Source organism: Streptomyces sp. NPDC051133 (assembly GCF_040682635.1).
Classification (GTDB): Bacteria; Actinomycetota; Actinomycetes; order Streptomycetales; family Streptomycetaceae; genus Streptomyces.
Genome location: NZ_JBFBBK010000088.1, coordinates 1 through 17,248, shown reverse-complemented (window position 1 = coordinate 17,248; position 17,248 = coordinate 1). Strand labels below are relative to the sequence as shown.

Genomic DNA, 17,248 nt, shown 5'->3' with positions numbered 1-17,248 from the left:
AGTCGGTCCCGAGCAGGATCAGCAGATCGCACTCGTGGGTGGCCTCGTAGGCGGCGCCAAGCCAGGCGAACGCTCCCGGCTGATCTGGCGGCCGATTCACTGCTACGACGCCGCTGCCAGAGCAACACCGCGTTCACTGATCCCGCCCACTTGATGTGAGCCGTCCGCAGGGGCCTTCGCCAGGTCCAGTACCGACCCGACCTCATCGACGGATGCCTGGTCGGCACCGGTCTCACCCCGACGACATCACGCCTCGAAGGTCAGTAAGTACCGTCCGCATCTTCATCACCAGGCTGTCCCGCCTCGCAGCTTGATGTCCGTCATCCCGACCAGCACATCGCCCGGCCGGCCAGCTCCCTCTCACTGCTGGTCTCGATCGCCGTGAACTCCATACTCGTACTGACGAGGGGCGCAGCCGTGCCCCGCCGCCGCACGTTTGTCGAGCAGGTTGGCGGACTGCCCGATCGGCACAGCAGGTCGGTGGCGTGTGGCGGTATGAACGGCGTACGGCGGGACGCTCCTTGGGAGGCCGGTGGCCATCGTGGCGTTGATGCCGGTTCAAGTGCCGTGCGGTGGACCGCTCAACGATGCCGTCGCGGTTGCGCGTCCCTCCCTGCCGGTGTCACCCGCATGGCCGCCACCAGGCACCGATCTTTTTGAACCGTATTGGGGTGGAATATCCTCCACTGTTGCGGGAGGAAGCGATCATGCATGAAATGTGGTGTGGTGCGGACGCCTCGGGCGAACCGGTATGGCATGTGCTGGCTGACAATGGCCTGACGTTGTGCGGGGTGGAGAAGCGAGAAGGGCTCAACGGGCCGCCATCGACGGACGAGCACTGTTTTTCTTGCATGAAGGCGCTCCAAGCCGTCATGGCATCCACTGAATCCTGAACGCAGCAGCGGGTGTGTGCGTAATGACAGACACCTGAACTCCTTCTTGTGCCGGTGTGAGTCATGCGCGTGTGAGGTGTTGGGCGATGGCCTGGATATCTGCGCTCGTTTCTGCAGTCGGCCGAAGCGGCGGTCGTGTTGGCCAGGCCGTTGCCGACCTGCGCGGCCTCTTGCCCGGCGGACCGCTGCTGCGATGGCCGTGGGCAACGGGGTGTGCCGACGGGCGGGAACACGTCGTGGCCGAGCCGCGCACAACTCTGTTCATTCAGAGCCGCACCACGGATCTGGGGCCCGTGACGGTGGCGTACGAGCGTAAGGGGACCGGGGAATCGGTAGTCCTGCTGCACGGGCTGGGCTCTCACCGGCTGGTGTGGGAGCCGGTCGTCCCGCTGCTGACCGAAGATCGGGAGATCATCGCGATGGACCTGCCGGGTTTCGGGGAGTCTCCCGACCTGAACCCCGGCACGCCCCAGGACCTAGATATGACCGTAGCTTGGCTGGGTTCGGTGTTCGCGGCACTGGGCGTGGAGCGGCCGCACGTCGTGGGGCACTCGCTGGGTGGGCTGATCGCGCTACGCCTGGGGCAGGCGGGGCTGGCCCGCAGTGTGACCGCGCTCGCTCCGGCCGGTTTCTGGACCGGCGTCGAGCGGCGCTATGCCTACGCTGTGATGAACGCAGGCCGCCAAGGGGCGCGGCTGGTGCCGCAGCAGGCGCTGGAGGTACTCGTGCGCAACCCGCGTGCCCGCGCTGCGTTGGCCAGCACCCTGTATGGCCGATCAGGTCTGTGCCCGCAGCACGCAGCGGTGCGACGAACGTTGCGGGAGTCGGCGGCATTCAAGGCGGCGCTGCGAGCGGGTCGCGCACCGGTGCTGTTCACCGGTGACATCCGCGATGTGCCGGTGACGGTCGCCTGGGGTACCCGCGACCGCCTGCTTCTGCCCCGGCAAGCGGGCCGGGTCCGTGCGATGATCCCGAATGCCCGCCTGGTGCCGCTGCACGGCTGCGGCCACGGGCCGATGCGGGACGCGCCCGAACTGGTCGCTCGTACGATTCTGCGCGCCACCGGATCCGAGAAATGGTCACCGCTCAGGCTCGGACACGTCGGAGGGTGACGAGCGGCAAAGCCTTTCAGTCGATATAGCAAGAAATATGCAGATTTATTTGTGCTGGGAGTCTGCGGAGCCTGTCCTGACCGCCTGGCGAGGACAACGCAGCAGTCAGAAACTGGATATCGGCCCGGCCACCGGACCACTGCCTGTAGAGCCTCCCGGACGCATCAGTCTCGCTCGCTGACCGCAGGAGGGGAGTACTCGACATGTTCAACAGTGGCCTGATAGGAGCGGTGGTGAGAGGTTTCCCTGCGGCATCAGGAACCTAGCTCGATGTGGGCACCTCTCGGTACTCAAAAGAACGCGTGCTGTGTGCGCACGCGTGACGAAAGGAGTACGGATGGCTCTCCACACACCTGGCCGGTCCAGGACCAGCCAGCGCTCAGTCCCCCTCTCGGTAGTGGCACTTACTGCCGTGGGACTGGCCGCAACCGCCATCGGGGCCGAAACGGGCCAGGCCGCCGCAGCACCCAGCTGCGGGCCAGGAGCCGGCCGGTCCCGGGTAACGGATGTTTCCGCCATGGCTCGCGGCGATGCCTGGAACGCACCGGACCGGGAAGCAGCCGAAAGCAGTATCCAAACCCCTGCGCGCCGACAGGCAGATGTTTCCTTGGCGCTTGCTCGCGAGGCACCCGTCGGGCTGTGGTCAGAGGGACGTGTGACCCTGCGGACCCCCATCGCCCAGGGCACGGTCACCTTGCACATCGCCACCAGCGGCTTTGATCCTGCCTCACTCGGTGTGCAGCGCTACGACACTTCCTTGCGCCGCTGGATCGATGCCGACTCGGCGGATCCCGGTAGTGGCGCCGACCGAACGTTCCCCCTCTCCGGCGGTGGTGCCAGCTCCGGGCACCCGGTGTCGGTGCCCCTGCGCATCAAGGACCTCGACCGCCCGGGCCACCTGACCGTCACCGCCACCGTCGACGACCGCCACGGCCATACCTATCGGGCTGTGCCCCAGAGCACGGTGGCCGATCGCCCGACGAGCGCGGTCGGGCCTTGGCCCCACAACGCAGCTCTGGTACGCGGCGGGAAAGCGAAGGAACTCACGCTGACCGTCCGTAACACCACCGGCCGGGCTTACCCGTCGCTGTACGCGTCGTTCATCGCTGACGGCGAGAACGGCCACCGCGTCCTCAAGCCCAAAGACCTCACACTCCAGCAGTACGTCCACGGCCGCGGTTGGGAGCGGATCGCGCTCAAGGCTGGTAGTTGCGATCCCGGCATGGGATCCCGGCTGTTCCCTGTCGCCGATTCACCCCTGCGGCCGGGCGCTACGGCCGTCTACCGGCTCAGGTTCGCAGTCAACAGCTCCGCCGCGGTGAGCACTGCTCAAGCAGGGGTTGTGGTGGCTACCGGCAACACGGATATCTTCTTCCAGCAGTTGCCCTTCACCATCCGCAACCGTTGACGACCTGCCGGTCACGCCGCATTACGGTGCCGCGGCCGTGTACAGCGCGGTGACGAGCTGGCTGCCGGCTTGATGGGCAGTTGTTCGTCCTCGGGAAGAAGCCCGTGTGCCACGATGCCCCGATTACGGGCGGGAGCCTCGTTGAGACTGCAGGGGTCACCTCACCACATCGCGGCACACGGGCAGTGCAACCGCACCGTACGGCGGCCCGGCCCGTGCGGCCATGCCGGTTGATCAGACTGCAAGGAGCCGGGGAGCCGCCGCGCGTCCAGGTACAGCTGGGGTGCTGCATCGACGGGCGAGGCGAAGATCCGGATGCTCCTTGTCTTCCCTGCCATGCGATCGCCACCGGCGGCGAGGTCTCGCCCCGCTGGCGCGAGCACATTCATTGGATTAGGGGAAAGGTGGGGCTTTTTTGTTATTTCGATTAACTGAGGCCTTTTCATCCTGGGGTTGAGCTGGCGTGATGCAGGGTGGACGGCCTGGATGAGGCCCGTGATGCGGGGTGGTCGAGCAGCGGAGTTTGCGGAGGAGGCGCCGGTTCTTGGGGGCGGCCATGGTTTGTTCGAGGAGGGCGCGGATTTTGGTCCGGGACCTCCCTGGAGGCCTTGTCCGCCCGGCAAGAGCTTTGTGCCTGGTCGAGGGCGTTGATGGTGCCGTGTTCGCGGGTCGCGCGGACGTCGTGAACGGCCCCTGACGGTGCCGGAGAGGCCCACGGCGGCCGGCCGAGGGATCGGCGACGACCTGCCGTTCATGCCGTGCTTCTTGTGCTTGACAGAGTAGAAGGGCTGGTCGGCGGCGATCCGGTCGATCGGCAGGAGCGTTCCGTCGAGAAGGACGTATGCCTTTGTCGAAGCGGTCCGGACGGCCTCGCCGAGGTTCGGTGCGAGTGCCGCCAGCAGGTCGTCGGCCTCGCTGATGTAGCGGTAGGCCGTGCTCGTCCCTGGCCTGGAAGCTTGCCGCGAGCTGGGCATAGGTGGTTCCGTTCCGCAGATGCGCCAACACCAGCAGGGCCCGACGGCCGGCCGGGAGCTTCCGGTCCGACAACGGTGTTCGCGCAGGCGAGCGGCGAGGAAGGACAGGGAGATCGGCTGGACACGTCCAGCCCGCGCGGACAGACAAGCACGTGAAGCCTCTGGTGGTACCGGGTGGTCTTGGTCGTGAACCCGTCTACCCGGGGCTTCACTCATCTGTCGACCCAACTGAGGAGCATGAAGAGATTGGTGTCGAGCTCTTCATCAGCTCGAAAACTGTTGAATACCATCGTGGTCATATTTATTCCAGATATGGTTTTAGTAGTCGCCGCCAATTCCGGGACTAGGGGCGTCATGCGTCATTCTCAGTCACCTCGTGAGACCGGCCAACTGCACGCACTGACCTGGTCCCAGTTAACATGCTCAGGCCTTATTCGATGATTACTCCCACCGTCGCTCGGCTGGTCTGTGCTGCGAGTGGTGGGATCTGCTTGCCCCCTGCATCACTGGTTTGCTGCTGGTACTGCACACGCGCTGTCTCCAGAAGGCGACGCCATGAAACGACCGTTGGACGGCGGCGCAATAGAGCCCGCCGCTCGCGTTCAGTCATTCCGCCCCAGACTCCATACTCAATCCGATGATCCAGCGCGAAAGCAAGACATTCGGTTCGTACAGGGCAGCTGGTACACACCGCTTTGGCACGGTTCTGCGCGGCGCCAGTGACGAAGAGATCGTCCGGTGGCGTGGTTCGACACCGCCCCTGCGTGCTCCAATGAGTAACCGATGTCACTACAATTTATCCCATCATGAGTAAACGTTGCGAGTTGGCCTTGATGGGCTATCGAGGTGCTTACTGGCTCCCTGTTGCTCAGCGGGCTCTGTCAGTTGCCCCGGGCGCGGCGATGCCTCGCGTAGCATGTGTTCGCCTCCGCTTTAGGGATGTCGGCCGGCGCGGCATCATCGCCGCACGCCAGGGGCAGGTAGACGTGGCTAGCGTCGGCTTCTCTGAATTTCAGTAGGCGCCGTGGACGTTGTCAATGGAACCGTAACGCGCAGCTGCGTAATGGCAGGCTGCCGTGATGTTGGCAACTGGATCAAAGGGGTTCATTGAAGTCCCTGGAACATGATATGCCGCAAACGTTGGCGCGATAATCTGAAGAAGTCCCTTGGATGGCGTGCCTGCGGCCGCATTTGAGTCCCAGTTGTTAACAGCCTGCGGATTTCCGGAAGACTCGCGCATGACGTTGCGATAAATTCCCTGATATGAGCCAGGAATTCCATGCTTTGACATGACCGCGAGTGATTCACGGATCCAGCCGTCAAGATTGTTCGGGTAGGTCTTGTTCCGTGTCCTAGGAGCCGAGGAATGCTGGACTTTACTGCCAGGGTGGTGTGGAGAGGCGGTCGACCTGGACCCACCGTTCACTAGAAGCTTCATGCCGGTGCGAATAGCTGATGGATTATCGCCGATACTGGTCCGATTATCCCGATAGAGCTTCTGCCAGCCGCCAGGCAAGGAGAATTTTGCAGCTATCGTCGATAGCGAATCTCCGGGAGCGACCGTATACGTCACGGGTTTGTGATGAGTAGCAGCGGAAGAAGCGTGGGTGTCGAGTGTGCTGGTGTGTTCGGTGGTTGGAGCAAGTTGCGGAATTGAATCGGCCGTGGTCGCGCACACCAGCGGCAGGGCGATTGCGCTGCCGCCGATCCCTGCAATCGTCAAGTGACGCCCCGTCTGGGTGTCCTTCTGGCGACGATGTTTTCCTTGTCTGGGCATGGCAAGGCCTCTCCTGCCGTCTGCGAGGTTAGCTGTCGGGTTCGGACTGGAGCTGTCCGGCCGCTTTTGAAGGCGGCTTCACCCCAAGCCGGCCCGTTTTCGGGCGTGCGGCAAGTTTGGGTTCCCCGCTCCCACTGTTCGTGAATTAGCGAATTTCGGATTTCCGAGCTGCAGCGGGATTCGACGTCAACTCGGAGTGACGGGCACCGTAGGCGAACCTTGCACGGGAGACAAGCCCTCGAATTCATCCAGGAGGCTCGTGCCCGGTACGGAGAGCGTGCGGCACAGGCGTCCCCAGGGCTCCATGAACCCCCAACTCCCCGCTGCTGACCCGGATCTGGCACGTGGATTCGACTGGTCACCATTCATGCGTGATGCAGGCCACACCGCGTGAAGATGTTAGCCGCCTTTACGGGAAGAGTTAGCAACTAGTATCAAAACGTACTATTGATGATGTTAGTGCTCGTCATGCCTATATAAATGTGCTAGTGACGAAAATGATGTCCTCGATACGGCAGCCACTCCCTAGCTTGACTCTGTTAGGGATCTTGGAGTTTCCCGGTGCGCCACGTGATCAGCGGGCATGCTCGGAGCTGTTTCGAAGATCGACGCAGTTGTCGAGGTGTCCGTTGTCGCTCTGTCCCCCTGCCGGTAAGCAAGCCCCCTCTCTGACCGCGCAGATCGCGCGGGCGAGCAATCCGGGCGATACGACGGCGATGTGGGTGAGAGATCCCAGCTCACTCAACGGGCGTCCTCGGTCGGGGCGGGTGAGGCGAAGGGCCGGATGCCGGTGAGCTCGTCATAGACCGACAGCGGACGGCGGCCTGCGCTCGCTGGAGCTGACCGACGACATCACCGCCGAGCTGACCGTCCTGGTGGCCTTCGACCAGGACCTCGCAGCCCAATCCACCCGCACCTCCAACCGGATACGCGGCCCGCTCACCCAGTTCCCCCCTCGCTGGAACGCGTCCTCGGACCGCGCCTGGGCCACCCGGCCGTCAAGTGGCTGCGGAAACGCTACGGCTCCCGGCCGACCTGCGGAAAGCCGGCCACAGCAGACTCGTCGAAGTCGTCCGGCCCAATGCCCCGCATGGCTGCCCGGCTCATCGACGATGTCTTCGACGCACTCGACGAACAGACCGTCGTCGTTCCGGGCCCCGGCACCCTCAACACCGTGATCCCGTCCCTGGCCGCCGTCCACGAACAGCGCCGGGCGCTGGAAGCCCAGTGTCCGCGTACTCGTCTGAGGAAGTGCACCACCGAGCAAGAAGTTGTGTGCACCACTGCTCAGGCCACCTCGGTGTCCCGTTCGATGGCCTGAAGGCGGTTCTTGAGGCGATAGCTGTTGCCGTTGATCGAGACGACCTCGCAGTGGTGCAGGAGGCGGTCGAGGATCGCGGTGGCCAGGACCTCGTCGCCGAAGACCTGGTCCCATTCGCCGAAAGTCTTGTTCGAGGTCAGGATGATCGAGCCCTTTTCGTAGCGCTTGGAGATGACCTGGAAGACCAGGTTCGCCTCGGCCCGCTCAAGCGGCTGGTAGCCCACCTCGTCGACCACGAGAACGCTCGGGCGGAGGCAGCTGGTGAGCTTGCTGATCAGCCGGCCTTGGTCCTCGGCGGCCTTGAGGTGGCGGACCATGTCGTCGAGGCTGGTGAAGTAGAGCGAGTAGCCGGCCCGGCAGGCCGCGACCGCGAGGGCGACGCCGATGTGCGTCTTGCCGACCCCGGGCGGCCCCAGCAGGGCGACGTTGGCCTTGTCCTCGACGAAGGAGAGGGTGGCCAGGTCCTTGACCTTGCGCGGATCGAGTTCGGGCTGGAAGGAGAAGTCGTAATCCTCCAGCCTCTTGTGATGGGGCAGCTTCGACAGCCGCAGACCATTGCGGAAGCGCCGGTCGTCGCGGACCGCGAGTTCCTCGGCCAGCACCAAGTCGAGCAGGTCGTGGTAGCCCATTCTTTGCCTCGTCGGCCCGCTGGATGTACTGGTTCAGGGCCTCTGCCAGGTGCGGCAGGCCGAGCTTGACGGCGGTGGCGCGGATGCGGGTGCTGGTCAGCTCGCTCAACGGGCGTCCTTCGCCGGGGCGGGTGTGGTGAAGGGCCGGCTGCCGGTCAGCTCGTCATAGACCGACAGCGGACGGCGGCCGACCCCGACGCTTGCGGCTGCGGACCGGTTCAGCAGAGCCTGCAGCGGTCCGGTCTCCGACCCGAGCGGCTGGCTGCGGCGGGGCGAAGGCAGAGTGTCGCCGGCGGTGACGCGGCGGCCGGCGCCGGTGGGCAGGCCGTCCCAATGCGTCTCGTCCACGACGCGAGCTCCGCGGCCGACCGCCCGCGAGTGGACGGCCAGCAACGTCCGGCAAGTGGCGTGGGGGACAGTGGAGTGCAGGGCGACCTGGGACTTCGTGGCCCGGACTTCTACCAGCTGGCGCGGACGGACCTTGCGGGCGGGCACCGAATAGAGGTTCGCGTCGAAGGGGACCAAGCAGTCCTTGCCGACGTGCCGCAGATGCCGCTGGGCGACCAGGTAGGGGACCTTCGGCAACGGACGCATGGCCGTGTGGTCGCGCACGGCCCGGTGACCGATGACTTCGCCGTGGGTGCCGTGGACCTTCGCCCGCCGCAGCGGCAACCAAGCCGCGAAGGCGGCGTTCATCTCTTCGACGGAGGAGAAGGCCCGGCCTGCCAGCACGTGATCACGGACGATGCCGACTTGCCGCTCGACCCGCCTTTGCCCTGGGGCCGGTAGGCGGCCAGCACATCGATGTCGAAGTCGTAGTGCCCCACGAAAGCGACCACCTCCGGATGCAGCGGGACCGCCTCACGCGGAGCGACATGCCGACGCACGACCGCCTTGGTCCGGTGCAACCGTTTGTTGCTGCTGTGGGCCCTTCGCCTCCGGTTGGCGTGGCTCGGTGAGGGCGGGTGGCGTGGATGCCGAGCCCGATCGACGAAGGCCAGTTGCCTCGTGCTCGAGTTCCGCCAGTACGTCAAGACCACAGTGGCCCGCAGGCAACCGGCAGTTGGGGCAACGGCATGAGTACCGCGCGCTGCGATGCGGAACACCTCACAGCAGGGGGGAGCGTCAATGAGGTGTTCGTGCGGCCCTAATGCATCACAGCGCGCGATGTGATTGACGGTAGGTGCGGAAGGCGCTAGGAGCCACGTCCGTTGCCGTCTCTGCAACAAGAAGGGGCTGTGTTCGGAATTTACCGATGAAGACCCTCGTCTGGTTGCGGATGCAAGGCTCCTGGGGTAGGTGAGGGTGGCGTCGGTTGCTGAGCTAGAACTACAGGTCACGGGGGAGATGACGGGACGGATTGCGCGTCAGTTCCTCAAACATGGAACGGAGTTTCTTCATAAAGTCACGTGCTTGGTTAGTCAAGGGCGCTGGGATGTGCAGCTCGTATCAGGGAGAAGCAGGTTCACTTCCATATTCGTTGCCGATTGCTGCGGTTCCTGTAGCAGGTCCGGATCTTGTTGCCAGCAGCCTGGAAGCGGTCGGTAGTCTGGGCGGGCTTTCGGACATGCTGGCCAGGACCTTTAGCTGGATGGGCAGGGTTGGCTGCTCACTCATGCTCCTTGAGGAGGACGGTGCACGACTGAAATCCTTTTCAAGCAATAATCTCGATCCCAACTGGGTTCCTTCTGAACGGCTGCTTGAGTCTGCCGGCGACTGGCCGGTGTGCTGTGCGATCACTTTGGGGAAAGCCTGGGCTGGCAGCGGCAGGGAGCGTCCTTATCCCATGCCCTCGGTGACCGGATCTGCGGCTGCAGCTGTATTCCCCTTGCCGCAGAAGAAAGGGGCTCTGATCGCCATAAGGCCAGGATTTCCACCATTCAGTTCCGTGGAACAAGAGTTCTTGGCAAGTGCAGCCGCTGACGTGTCGGATCTTCTGGCCGACATGCCCCGCCCGGACTTTTCGGATGTGACGTCCTGTCGGTTTCGCAAGGTTAAAATGGGTGAATTTTCCTGGGATCTGGAAACCGGCATTATTACTGGGGATGCTATTTTTGCTCAGCTGCACGGCCTGTCCGCAGCAGGTAGTTACCCGATGGAGACTATATTCGACAGAATGCCGTCTGTGCAGAAGGCTCAGGCTGCTCGTGCGGTGGGGAGCTTTCTGGGCCTTCCGGGTCCTTTTAAGTCTACCTATCGCATTGCCGGGCCGGGAGGAATCCGTCATCTGCAGGCGCGCTTCTCGCGTGACGCCTCAAATCCTCAGGGTGCTGTACTCGTCGGGCATGTCGCCGAGGTGGCCGACGAAAGATCTCTCGTCCCGACTGATCAACATCGCATTCTTCGAAAATTGCAACGCGCTGAACAAATGTTGGTGCTTGCCTCGGCTTGCGCCGAGGCAAGCACTACAGACCAATTGGCTGCTGCGGCCTGCGACGTGCTTGCCGTGTTCGGCGCGGATGCCATCGTTCTGGCCGAAGTCGTCAACGGACGGATAAACCTGCTCACTAGCTATGGGCAAAGCGCACAAACTGCTTCTTCGCTCAATCAGATGCCGCTGTCCATCAGTGCGCCGCTGATGGATGCGCTACGTGAACAGAGGGCGGTGTTCATCGAGTCCCACGAGGATCTCATCGCAGCCTATCCACACTATGCCCGATTCGCCTATCGCCTGGATCGGCAGGCCTGGGCAGCCCTGCCGATCCCCGTCGGACAGCCCGGTTCCCCAGCCGCGGCGTGCATGCTGTCCTTCGACAGGCTTCGCCTCTTCGGACCTCGTGACCAAGCCCTCCTTGTGGCAACCGCTGGCCTGCTTGGCCGAGCCTTGGACCGATGCCGCTCCTACGATGCTGAGCACACTCGGGCGGTCCAGCTGCAGCAGGCCTTGCTGCCCACAGCCCTGCCCTCTCTCCCCAACATCGACCTGAGCGCCTCGTATTTGCCTGCCGTAACTGGTGCCTATGCCGGCGGGGACTGGTACGACGCCCTGAGAACCATGAGCGGTCGCCTCCTACTGGTAATTGGTGACGTGGAAGGCCACGACACCCAGGCGGCATCGCAAATGGGTAAACTCCGAACCGCGATACGTGCCTATGCTGCCATTACGGAAGACCCGGCTGACCTCCTGCGGCATACTAATCAGTTGCTCACCGAAGACAACGAAGGTGATTCGGATCACGCCCGAACTGCCACCTGTTACCTGGTGCTTCTGGATCCTGCCACCCTTGAGATAGCCTCGGCCAATGCGGGCCACCCAGCTCCGTTGTTGTACACCAGGGGAAAAGTGCACGATCTGCCTGGTCGCCCAGGGCTGCCCTTGGGTATCTTCAGCGACTCCCAGTATGAAACCGTCCAGTATTCCTTGGATAAAGATGCACAACTTCTTCTGTACACCGACGGGCTCACCGACCGTCGGGATATAAATCCGAACCAAGCACAGCGACTACTACGCATGGCCTTCCACCGGTCTGCCTGTGGCGACAGCGGCGTTACCAGTGTGGATCGCATCAGCGCAGTCTGTCTGGAGCAGGCTCGGAACACTGACGACTGCGCCTTGCTCCTGCTGAAACAGCATTAGAATGCGGCCCGAGGCTTCATGGCGAGGCATTGCTCGGGCCTTCACCTGTCCACTGTCCCGGCTGTCATCGTGGCGCGGACTGTCTTACAGGCCAGGCTCGGTGGTGCGAACCACGTGATCTCCGCCTGTCGTCTCTGAATTATCCGGAGCCCTCGCCCTTGCGCGCCCCGCAGAGCCGATGCGAAGCCAGGGAAAAACGGGCTGGGATCGGTGACGTCGATGATGAGCTGCTCAATCTCATTGATAGCGAGGGAGACGCCGATCTCGCCCGCGGAGTTATCAGGGGCCACTCCGTGCTGAACGGCGTTCTTCACGAGCTGCGACAATACTTCGGTGGCTGCATGAACGTCTCCCTCCCAGCCGATGACGGTGAGGCCGTAGCGAGCAATTGTCCGGGCCTGGGTGATGGCACGGCTGTTTCCCGGAAGGTTCATCGCGTATCGCCTGTACATCGGGTTGGGCGTTATGCATGGTTCCACGATGTTATTGAGTCCTTTTCGCGGCAATGTCAGGTGTCCGCTTGCGTGTGTCCGCCAGGCATGTCCACGCCGAGGTGAAGCCTGTGCAGTGACGGGCGTCGCTGCCATGGCGCGGGCACTGTGCAGTACGGGCTGCTTCGGTAACCGTCTCAGGATGGATCAAAATTGCCAGTTATTGATCGGAAGTGACTGATAGTTACCAGGACGGCTCTGTAAAACAGAATGACGGCCCGACGGCTCCCGGTCCGTACCGAGGTCGGTCAGCGCCAGCGAGCGGCCTTCCGACACTGCCTGAAAGTGATGCCGTGTGGGGTCGCGCAGAGAGTGATGGGGTGGTCCAGGAACTTCGACCTGTTCTTGGTCTTCTTGACGTGCCTGAAGAGCTGGTTTTGGGCCAGGTCATAGGTGGCGAACAGGTGCCGGATCCCGTGTGGGCGCGTGTGGGTGGCCCGAAGTCGGGGTCGGGGACCGCAAGGTCGGGGCCCTTGTGTCTGCCGCCGCATTCAGCCGCATTCAGCCCAGTGCCGGCCGGGGATGGGGCTGTGGGGATGGGGCTGGAGGTTGAGCGGACCGAAGTGGTCCAGGCAGAAGACAGGGGTGCTCGACACGGGCGGCCGCGGAGTCCGGGTCTCGCGAAGGTCTTCCAGGTGTCAACTTGATCCGGCCCTGAGGGGCCGGGTTTGGAGGTGGCGTCCTAATGGCTGCTGGGTTGGCTCCTCCGTCCGGACACCCTTATGGGGTGGCGGGGACGCGTGACTCACGTCCCGTGTTCCACACGGTCTCGCCGCGTTGGGCGATGTTGTGGGAAGCGTTCCGGTCGGCGTGGACAACGACGCAGCATCTTGGGCAGATGAACAGCCCCTGGCCGACACGTTGCGCTTGTCGACGTGGCCGCACTCGGCGCACGTCTGCGACGTGTACGCGGGATCAATGAAGCCCAGGGGCCACGGCTGCCCGCCTGGCCTTGTAGACGATGAAGTCTGCGAGCTGGGCGAAGGCCCCGGGAGCGGAGCGTGACCCGTTGGGGCTTGCGAAGCCGTACCCTCTGCCGGATTCCCGTGAGTTCTTCCAGGGAGATCCCGGCACCGAGGTGTGTTCAGCCTTGGTCACCACACATCGCGACGGGGCGAACGTTGTGTGATGCGGCACTGGCTAGAAAGAGTGAGCGATTTGGCTTCTCAGGGCGCGCCGTCCCGCGAGACCGAAGCGTGCGTAGATGTTGCCGAGATGGTATTCCACCGTCTTGGGGCTGATAATGAGCACACTTGCGATTTCATTATTGGTCATGCCCCGGCCCACCAGCACAGCAATATCGCGTTCTCGCTCGCTGAGGTCAAGCATTTTGTCCCTGTTGGGTACATTGGTACTGGGGGGGCTGAACCCCAGTGCGGCCTGGCAGCGGTCTGCGTAGGGGGCGGCGCGGAGGGCTGTGAAACCCTTCAGAGCCAGCTGCAGCCATTCGACCGCCTCTTTGCGTCTGCCGCCGGAGCGTAGTGCACATCCCAAGGCCTGCTGGAGAAGCGCCCGGTGCAAGGGGGCATCATCGGCAGTCGCGGGGATGCTTGTACCCTGCTGGTACAAAGCGATGGCGTGGTCCAGGTCTCCGTTGCTCTCGGCGAGCAGCCCCTGCGCGTGCAGCGAGGACAGCAGGAAGCAGGGGGCCGTTTCACCAAGCCCGTTCAGTTCTGCCAGCACGTCACCAGCGTCGTCCAATCGATTGGTCTTGATGAGCGCCTCGGCGAGGAGCGGGCCCCACCAGCGGAACCAGCGTGCGTAACCTCGCCTCTCCTGGTCGTCTGCTGTGTGCCACAAAGGCTCCAGAGCAGTCAACATCTGAGAGGTGTCATCGCTGGCCTGAGCCATGAAGGCCTCAGCCAGACCTGTGTAAAGGACGTCCAGTGCCGTGCCGTTTTCGCGTGTCTTGCGCTGCGCTGCTTCGAGGTGAATGGCAGCTGCCGCCCAGTCGCCTCGTCCAGCGGGAACGTAACAAGCCGCAGCGTGGCTGCCGGCGACTTCCATTTCTCTCTCCAGCGAGGAAGCCGTGGCGATGGAGAGGCCTCGTTGGGCGATGATGGCTGCGTCATCCCATGAGCCGCGCATATACATAACGATGGGCAGGATGTAGTAAGCCCACATACCCCACCGCAGCTTGGCGCCCGCCTTGCCACGGGAAATGACGATGGACAGGTCTTCCTCCGCCTGCGCGAGTTCGCCCGCCATGGCATTTGCCATTCCGCGGTACGTCAATACTTCGGTGCTACCGAGTGGGACATCACGACTGGCTTTCGGCAGGAAACTCAGATGTCTCAAGCACGTCCTCGGACCCTCGGTGAGGGCATGACCGCACGCCAGGATGTAGTGGATGGAATCTGCCATGCTAGGGCTGAGCTGATTGGATGCGAGAGCGCGCCCGGCGGCTTCAATGCAGTCTTTTCCCCGGTTTTGCAGTACGTATGCGTAGGAGAGAAAAGCTGCAGCATAGGCTGCGATCCAATCGAGTTCAGTTCTGGTTCCCGTTGCTGTCTCATCGGTCAATGGGAGACTGCAAGGTATGAGCAGTTGCTCGGCCAGAGGAGTGTTACCCTGAATAACGGCCATGATACCTAGTACGCAGTCGCGTAGTCTGCTTTTGCCGCAGGCCTCAATTTCGTCCTGGCGTCGCGCGGCCCACGTTGTACTGAGGGTGGAGAGTGAGTAGAGGCATGCAGTTAGCAGCCGCGCCTCATACGACGCTCGGTCATCGGACAACTGGGCTGCCCACAAAAGATGTGTGGCCGCCAGCAGCCATTCGCTTCGTCCGGCCTCGGCTGTTGCTTGCTCTTGCAGTGCTTCGGCCAGTTCCGGATCGATACTGTTGGCTGCTGCCACGCGATGTGCCCAGGCAGCATTGGTGTCTACGACCGTTGCTGCGGCCAGGTGCAGCTTCCGCCTCCGAGAGGGCACTATAGCTGCGTAGATGGCGTCGCGCTGCAGCGCGTGAGTGATGGCGACGGGGCAGCTGGCTTCCATCGGCCACCACTCGACCAGCCCTTTGGTCAAGGCTGGTTCCAGTGCTGTGCCGGCGTCCTGCACCTCTGCCACCTGCGCGGCGCGGATCAATGGGATGCGGGTATCCAGGATCGCGAGGGACTCGATGAGATGCTGACTGTCTTCAGGTAGGTGGGCCAGCAGATCGCGTGTTACAGCGGCCAGCGATGGAGGAACTCTCAGCCGTGCCTGTTCCACGTCACCGGCAAGTTCGGTCAGCAGCGAACGGGCATACAGTGGGTGACCGTGTGTGTATGTGTACAGGTGGTTCAGGGCGTCGCCTTGCAAGCTGTCCGTGCCGAACGATTTCGCCATAACGCCGATCTCGTCCCGGGAAAGCCCCTTCAGCGATATTTCGAGAGTTTTATCGACGTCTTCGGTCAATCGGCGAGTCGGAGCCGACGCCGAATCCTTTCCATTCCGTGAGATGAAGACCAGCATGATTCGATCGGCGGCCAGTCGTCGTGCCAGAAAATTAAGTGTGCGAATGGATGGAGAGTCCACCCACTGGACATCATCGATCACCAGAACGATCGGACCGTTTTCCTGGAGTTCGCCCAGCAGCAGGAGGAGTTCTGCACCTACTGCGTAGGTCGCTGGTTCGGCGGACAGTCCCTCGTAGAGCAAGGGGAACCGCTTGAGCTGCTTGCGGTCGACATGGCGGAGTAGGCCCGCAATTATGTCGAAAGGGAATTCGCTTTCGCTGGAGTCGCCCCGGGCGGTCAAAGCAGTGAAATTTTGAAGAGATGCCAGCCAATGTCGAAGCAGGGTTGATTTTCCGATGCCTGCCTCGCCCTGTACCCAGACCAGCCACGGAGTTCCCTCCTCGACCTCTTTGGCTGCGAGGGCGAGTTGCTTCAACTCTTGCTGGCGTCCGACAAAAGCCTGTCCGCTACTGGCTTCGTGGTTCTGCGGCTGTATGGAGGAAAATTGATCATCCATAGCTCACCCGTCCAGTCGTCGTAGTCCCAAAGTAGCTGATGCAGGACGGAAGCGCTCATGCGCCGGTAAACACCTCATGGCAGCGGACAGGTTCGGAACTTCGTTGTTCTATGTCTAAGGTAATAATAAATATTGCTTAGGACTGGGTCTTGAGCTGCAGTGCTGTAGAGCCGTTGTCCAGCAAGACTTGGAACAGGGCGATGGGGGTGGGCCGGTCGGCAAGAAGCCGTGACAAGCCGCCGAGCGAGATCGTCCACAACTCTGCGATTTCGGGTGTTTCTATGTTCCCCCGGGGCTGCCTGGGCGCGCCAGCGGAAACAGCGGGGGCTGTGCGGTGTTCGCCCAGTGCTCTGGCCCCTTGCGCGGCCAGTTGCTGCCTGAGTTGTGGGTCATTCGGGGCTGGCGGCAGCAGGAGGTATCGGGCGCTGTCGACATTGGGGGGTGGAGCCGGCTCTTCGAGCAGGAGGGCCGCGAGGTCGAGGGCGACCTGGTCGCCGAACGCCTGGGTGACGATGCTGACGCCGAAGGGGCCTTCCTCGAGCTCTTCGGCAGGGATGGCGATAGCCGCCATGTCCAGAACATTGACAAAGTTCGTATATGTTCCTACGTGGCGATTGACGCCCAGCGGATCACCCTGGACGGCTGCTATGTCCGGGAGTTCCGGAGCGGTGGGCAACAGTAGGGCGTCGAACCCCTTGAGGACGGATGCGGCGACCACCTTGTTCTCTTCCACCACGGCCTGGTGGATCACCAGCTGATACGCGGCAATATGGGCGGCTTTTAGGATGATGGTGGCCACGGATGGGTCGACGTCTTGCCGGTGGCGGGCTATGAACGGCCCGACGGCAGCATATCTTTCGGCGACGAGTGCGCCGTCGTACAGAAGCTTTGCTGCCTCCAGAAGCGGACTGATGTCGATCTCCGCAGTCTGCACTCCCGCTGCGGCGAATCGCTCCACAGTTCTGGTGAAGGCCTGGCGCCCCGAAAGGGACAAAGGGGCGAGGTCGGCGACGCGGGGAACGGCCAGGCGAGGTGGTGTGGAGGCGGCGAGCCGCACGAAGTCGGGCCATGTGCGGCTTCCGGAATCGTGCCCGTCGGGTCCTGACATG

At 63.0% G+C, this 17,248-nt stretch carries 10 protein-coding genes, 6 pseudogenes and 1 riboswitch; of the genes and pseudogenes, 7 read left to right on the top strand and 9 right to left on the bottom strand.

What is annotated here, in order from left to right:
- Positions 1 to 96 precede the first annotated feature (96 nt).
- The 4 genes and pseudogenes from AB0N17_RS43180 to AB0N17_RS43165 all read left to right on the top strand — a co-directional run.
- Positions 97 to 267, top strand: a pseudogene (locus AB0N17_RS43180) (IS630 family transposase); the annotation flags it as partial.
- Between the two features lie 422 nt (positions 268 to 689).
- Positions 690 to 893, top strand: coding sequence for a hypothetical protein (locus AB0N17_RS43175; RefSeq protein ID WP_366017176.1), 204 nt, complete (start codon positions 690 to 692; stop codon positions 891 to 893).
- A 236-nt stretch (positions 894 to 1,129) separates the two neighbouring features.
- A complete protein-coding gene (locus tag AB0N17_RS43170) occupies positions 1,130 to 2,005 on the top strand; it encodes an alpha/beta fold hydrolase (RefSeq protein ID WP_366017175.1) in 876 nt (291 codons plus the stop codon).
- A gap of 655 nt (positions 2,006 to 2,660) precedes the next feature.
- A complete protein-coding gene (locus AB0N17_RS43165) occupies positions 2,661 to 3,413 on the top strand; it encodes a hypothetical protein (RefSeq protein WP_366017174.1) in 753 nt (250 codons plus the stop codon).
- Between the two features lie 476 nt (positions 3,414 to 3,889).
- Here AB0N17_RS43165 and AB0N17_RS43160 read toward each other — a convergent pair.
- A pseudogene (locus AB0N17_RS43160) lies at positions 3,890 to 4,539 on the bottom strand (transposase family protein); the annotation flags it as partial.
- Between AB0N17_RS43160 and AB0N17_RS43155 the strand changes: the two are divergent.
- Complete coding sequence (locus AB0N17_RS43155; protein ID WP_366017173.1) at positions 4,540 to 4,734, top strand: LuxR C-terminal-related transcriptional regulator; 195 nt, start codon at positions 4,540 to 4,542, stop codon at positions 4,732 to 4,734. It begins immediately after the preceding pseudogene.
- An 83-nt stretch (positions 4,735 to 4,817) separates the two neighbouring features.
- Here AB0N17_RS43155 and AB0N17_RS43150 read toward each other — a convergent pair whose 3' ends face one another.
- Both AB0N17_RS43150 and AB0N17_RS43145 read right to left on the bottom strand, forming a co-directional pair.
- Positions 4,818 to 5,177 carry a WhiB family transcriptional regulator gene (locus AB0N17_RS43150; RefSeq protein ID WP_366017172.1) on the bottom strand — a complete coding sequence of 120 codons (360 nt, stop codon included), beginning with the start codon at positions 5,175 to 5,177 and terminating at the stop codon, positions 4,818 to 4,820.
- A gap of 222 nt (positions 5,178 to 5,399) precedes the next feature.
- Positions 5,400 to 6,164 carry a transglycosylase SLT domain-containing protein gene (locus AB0N17_RS43145; RefSeq protein WP_366017171.1) on the bottom strand — a complete coding sequence of 255 codons (765 nt, stop codon included), beginning with the start codon at positions 6,162 to 6,164 and terminating at the stop codon, positions 5,400 to 5,402.
- 3 nt (positions 6,165 to 6,167) lie between these two features.
- A riboswitch (cyclic di-AMP (ydaO/yuaA leader) is annotated at positions 6,168 to 6,325 on the bottom strand.
- Between the two features lie 570 nt (positions 6,326 to 6,895).
- Here AB0N17_RS43145 and AB0N17_RS43140 point away from each other — a divergent pair.
- A pseudogene (locus AB0N17_RS43140) lies at positions 6,896 to 7,392 on the top strand (hypothetical protein); the annotation flags it as partial.
- 59 nt (positions 7,393 to 7,451) lie between these two features.
- Here AB0N17_RS43140 and istB read toward each other — a convergent pair.
- Both istB and AB0N17_RS43130 read right to left on the bottom strand, forming a co-directional pair.
- Positions 7,452 to 8,223: pseudogene (gene istB, locus AB0N17_RS43135) on the bottom strand (IS21-like element helper ATPase IstB).
- Positions 8,220 to 9,016, bottom strand: a pseudogene (locus AB0N17_RS43130) (IS21 family transposase); the annotation flags it as partial. The pseudogenes istB and AB0N17_RS43130, both read right to left, overlap by 4 nt.
- Positions 9,017 to 9,549: 533 nt before the next feature.
- Between AB0N17_RS43130 and AB0N17_RS43125 the strand changes: the two are divergent.
- The gene (locus AB0N17_RS43125) at positions 9,550 to 11,691 is read left to right on the top strand and encodes a GAF domain-containing SpoIIE family protein phosphatase (RefSeq protein WP_366017170.1); all 2,142 of its coding nucleotides are present in this window, start codon (positions 9,550 to 9,552) and stop codon (positions 11,689 to 11,691) included.
- 41 nt (positions 11,692 to 11,732) lie between these two features.
- Here AB0N17_RS43125 and AB0N17_RS43120 read toward each other — a convergent pair whose 3' ends face one another.
- The 4 genes and pseudogenes from AB0N17_RS43120 to AB0N17_RS43105 all read right to left on the bottom strand — a co-directional run.
- Positions 11,733 to 12,125 (bottom strand): ATP-binding protein, encoded by a 393-nt coding sequence (locus tag AB0N17_RS43120; RefSeq protein ID WP_366017169.1) that lies wholly within the window; start codon positions 12,123 to 12,125, stop codon positions 11,733 to 11,735.
- 777 nt (positions 12,126 to 12,902) lie between these two features.
- Positions 12,903 to 13,257 (bottom strand): annotated as a pseudogene (locus AB0N17_RS43115) (zinc ribbon domain-containing protein); the annotation flags it as partial.
- A gap of 65 nt (positions 13,258 to 13,322) precedes the next feature.
- On the bottom strand, positions 13,323 to 16,139 hold the full coding sequence (locus AB0N17_RS43110) for an AAA family ATPase (RefSeq protein ID WP_366017168.1): 2,817 nt from the start codon (positions 16,137 to 16,139) through the stop codon (positions 13,323 to 13,325).
- A 136-nt stretch (positions 16,140 to 16,275) separates the two neighbouring features.
- Positions 16,276 to 17,248, bottom strand: a 973-nt coding sequence (locus AB0N17_RS43105; protein WP_366017167.1) for an amidase family protein, incomplete at its 5' end; no start/stop codon positions are given.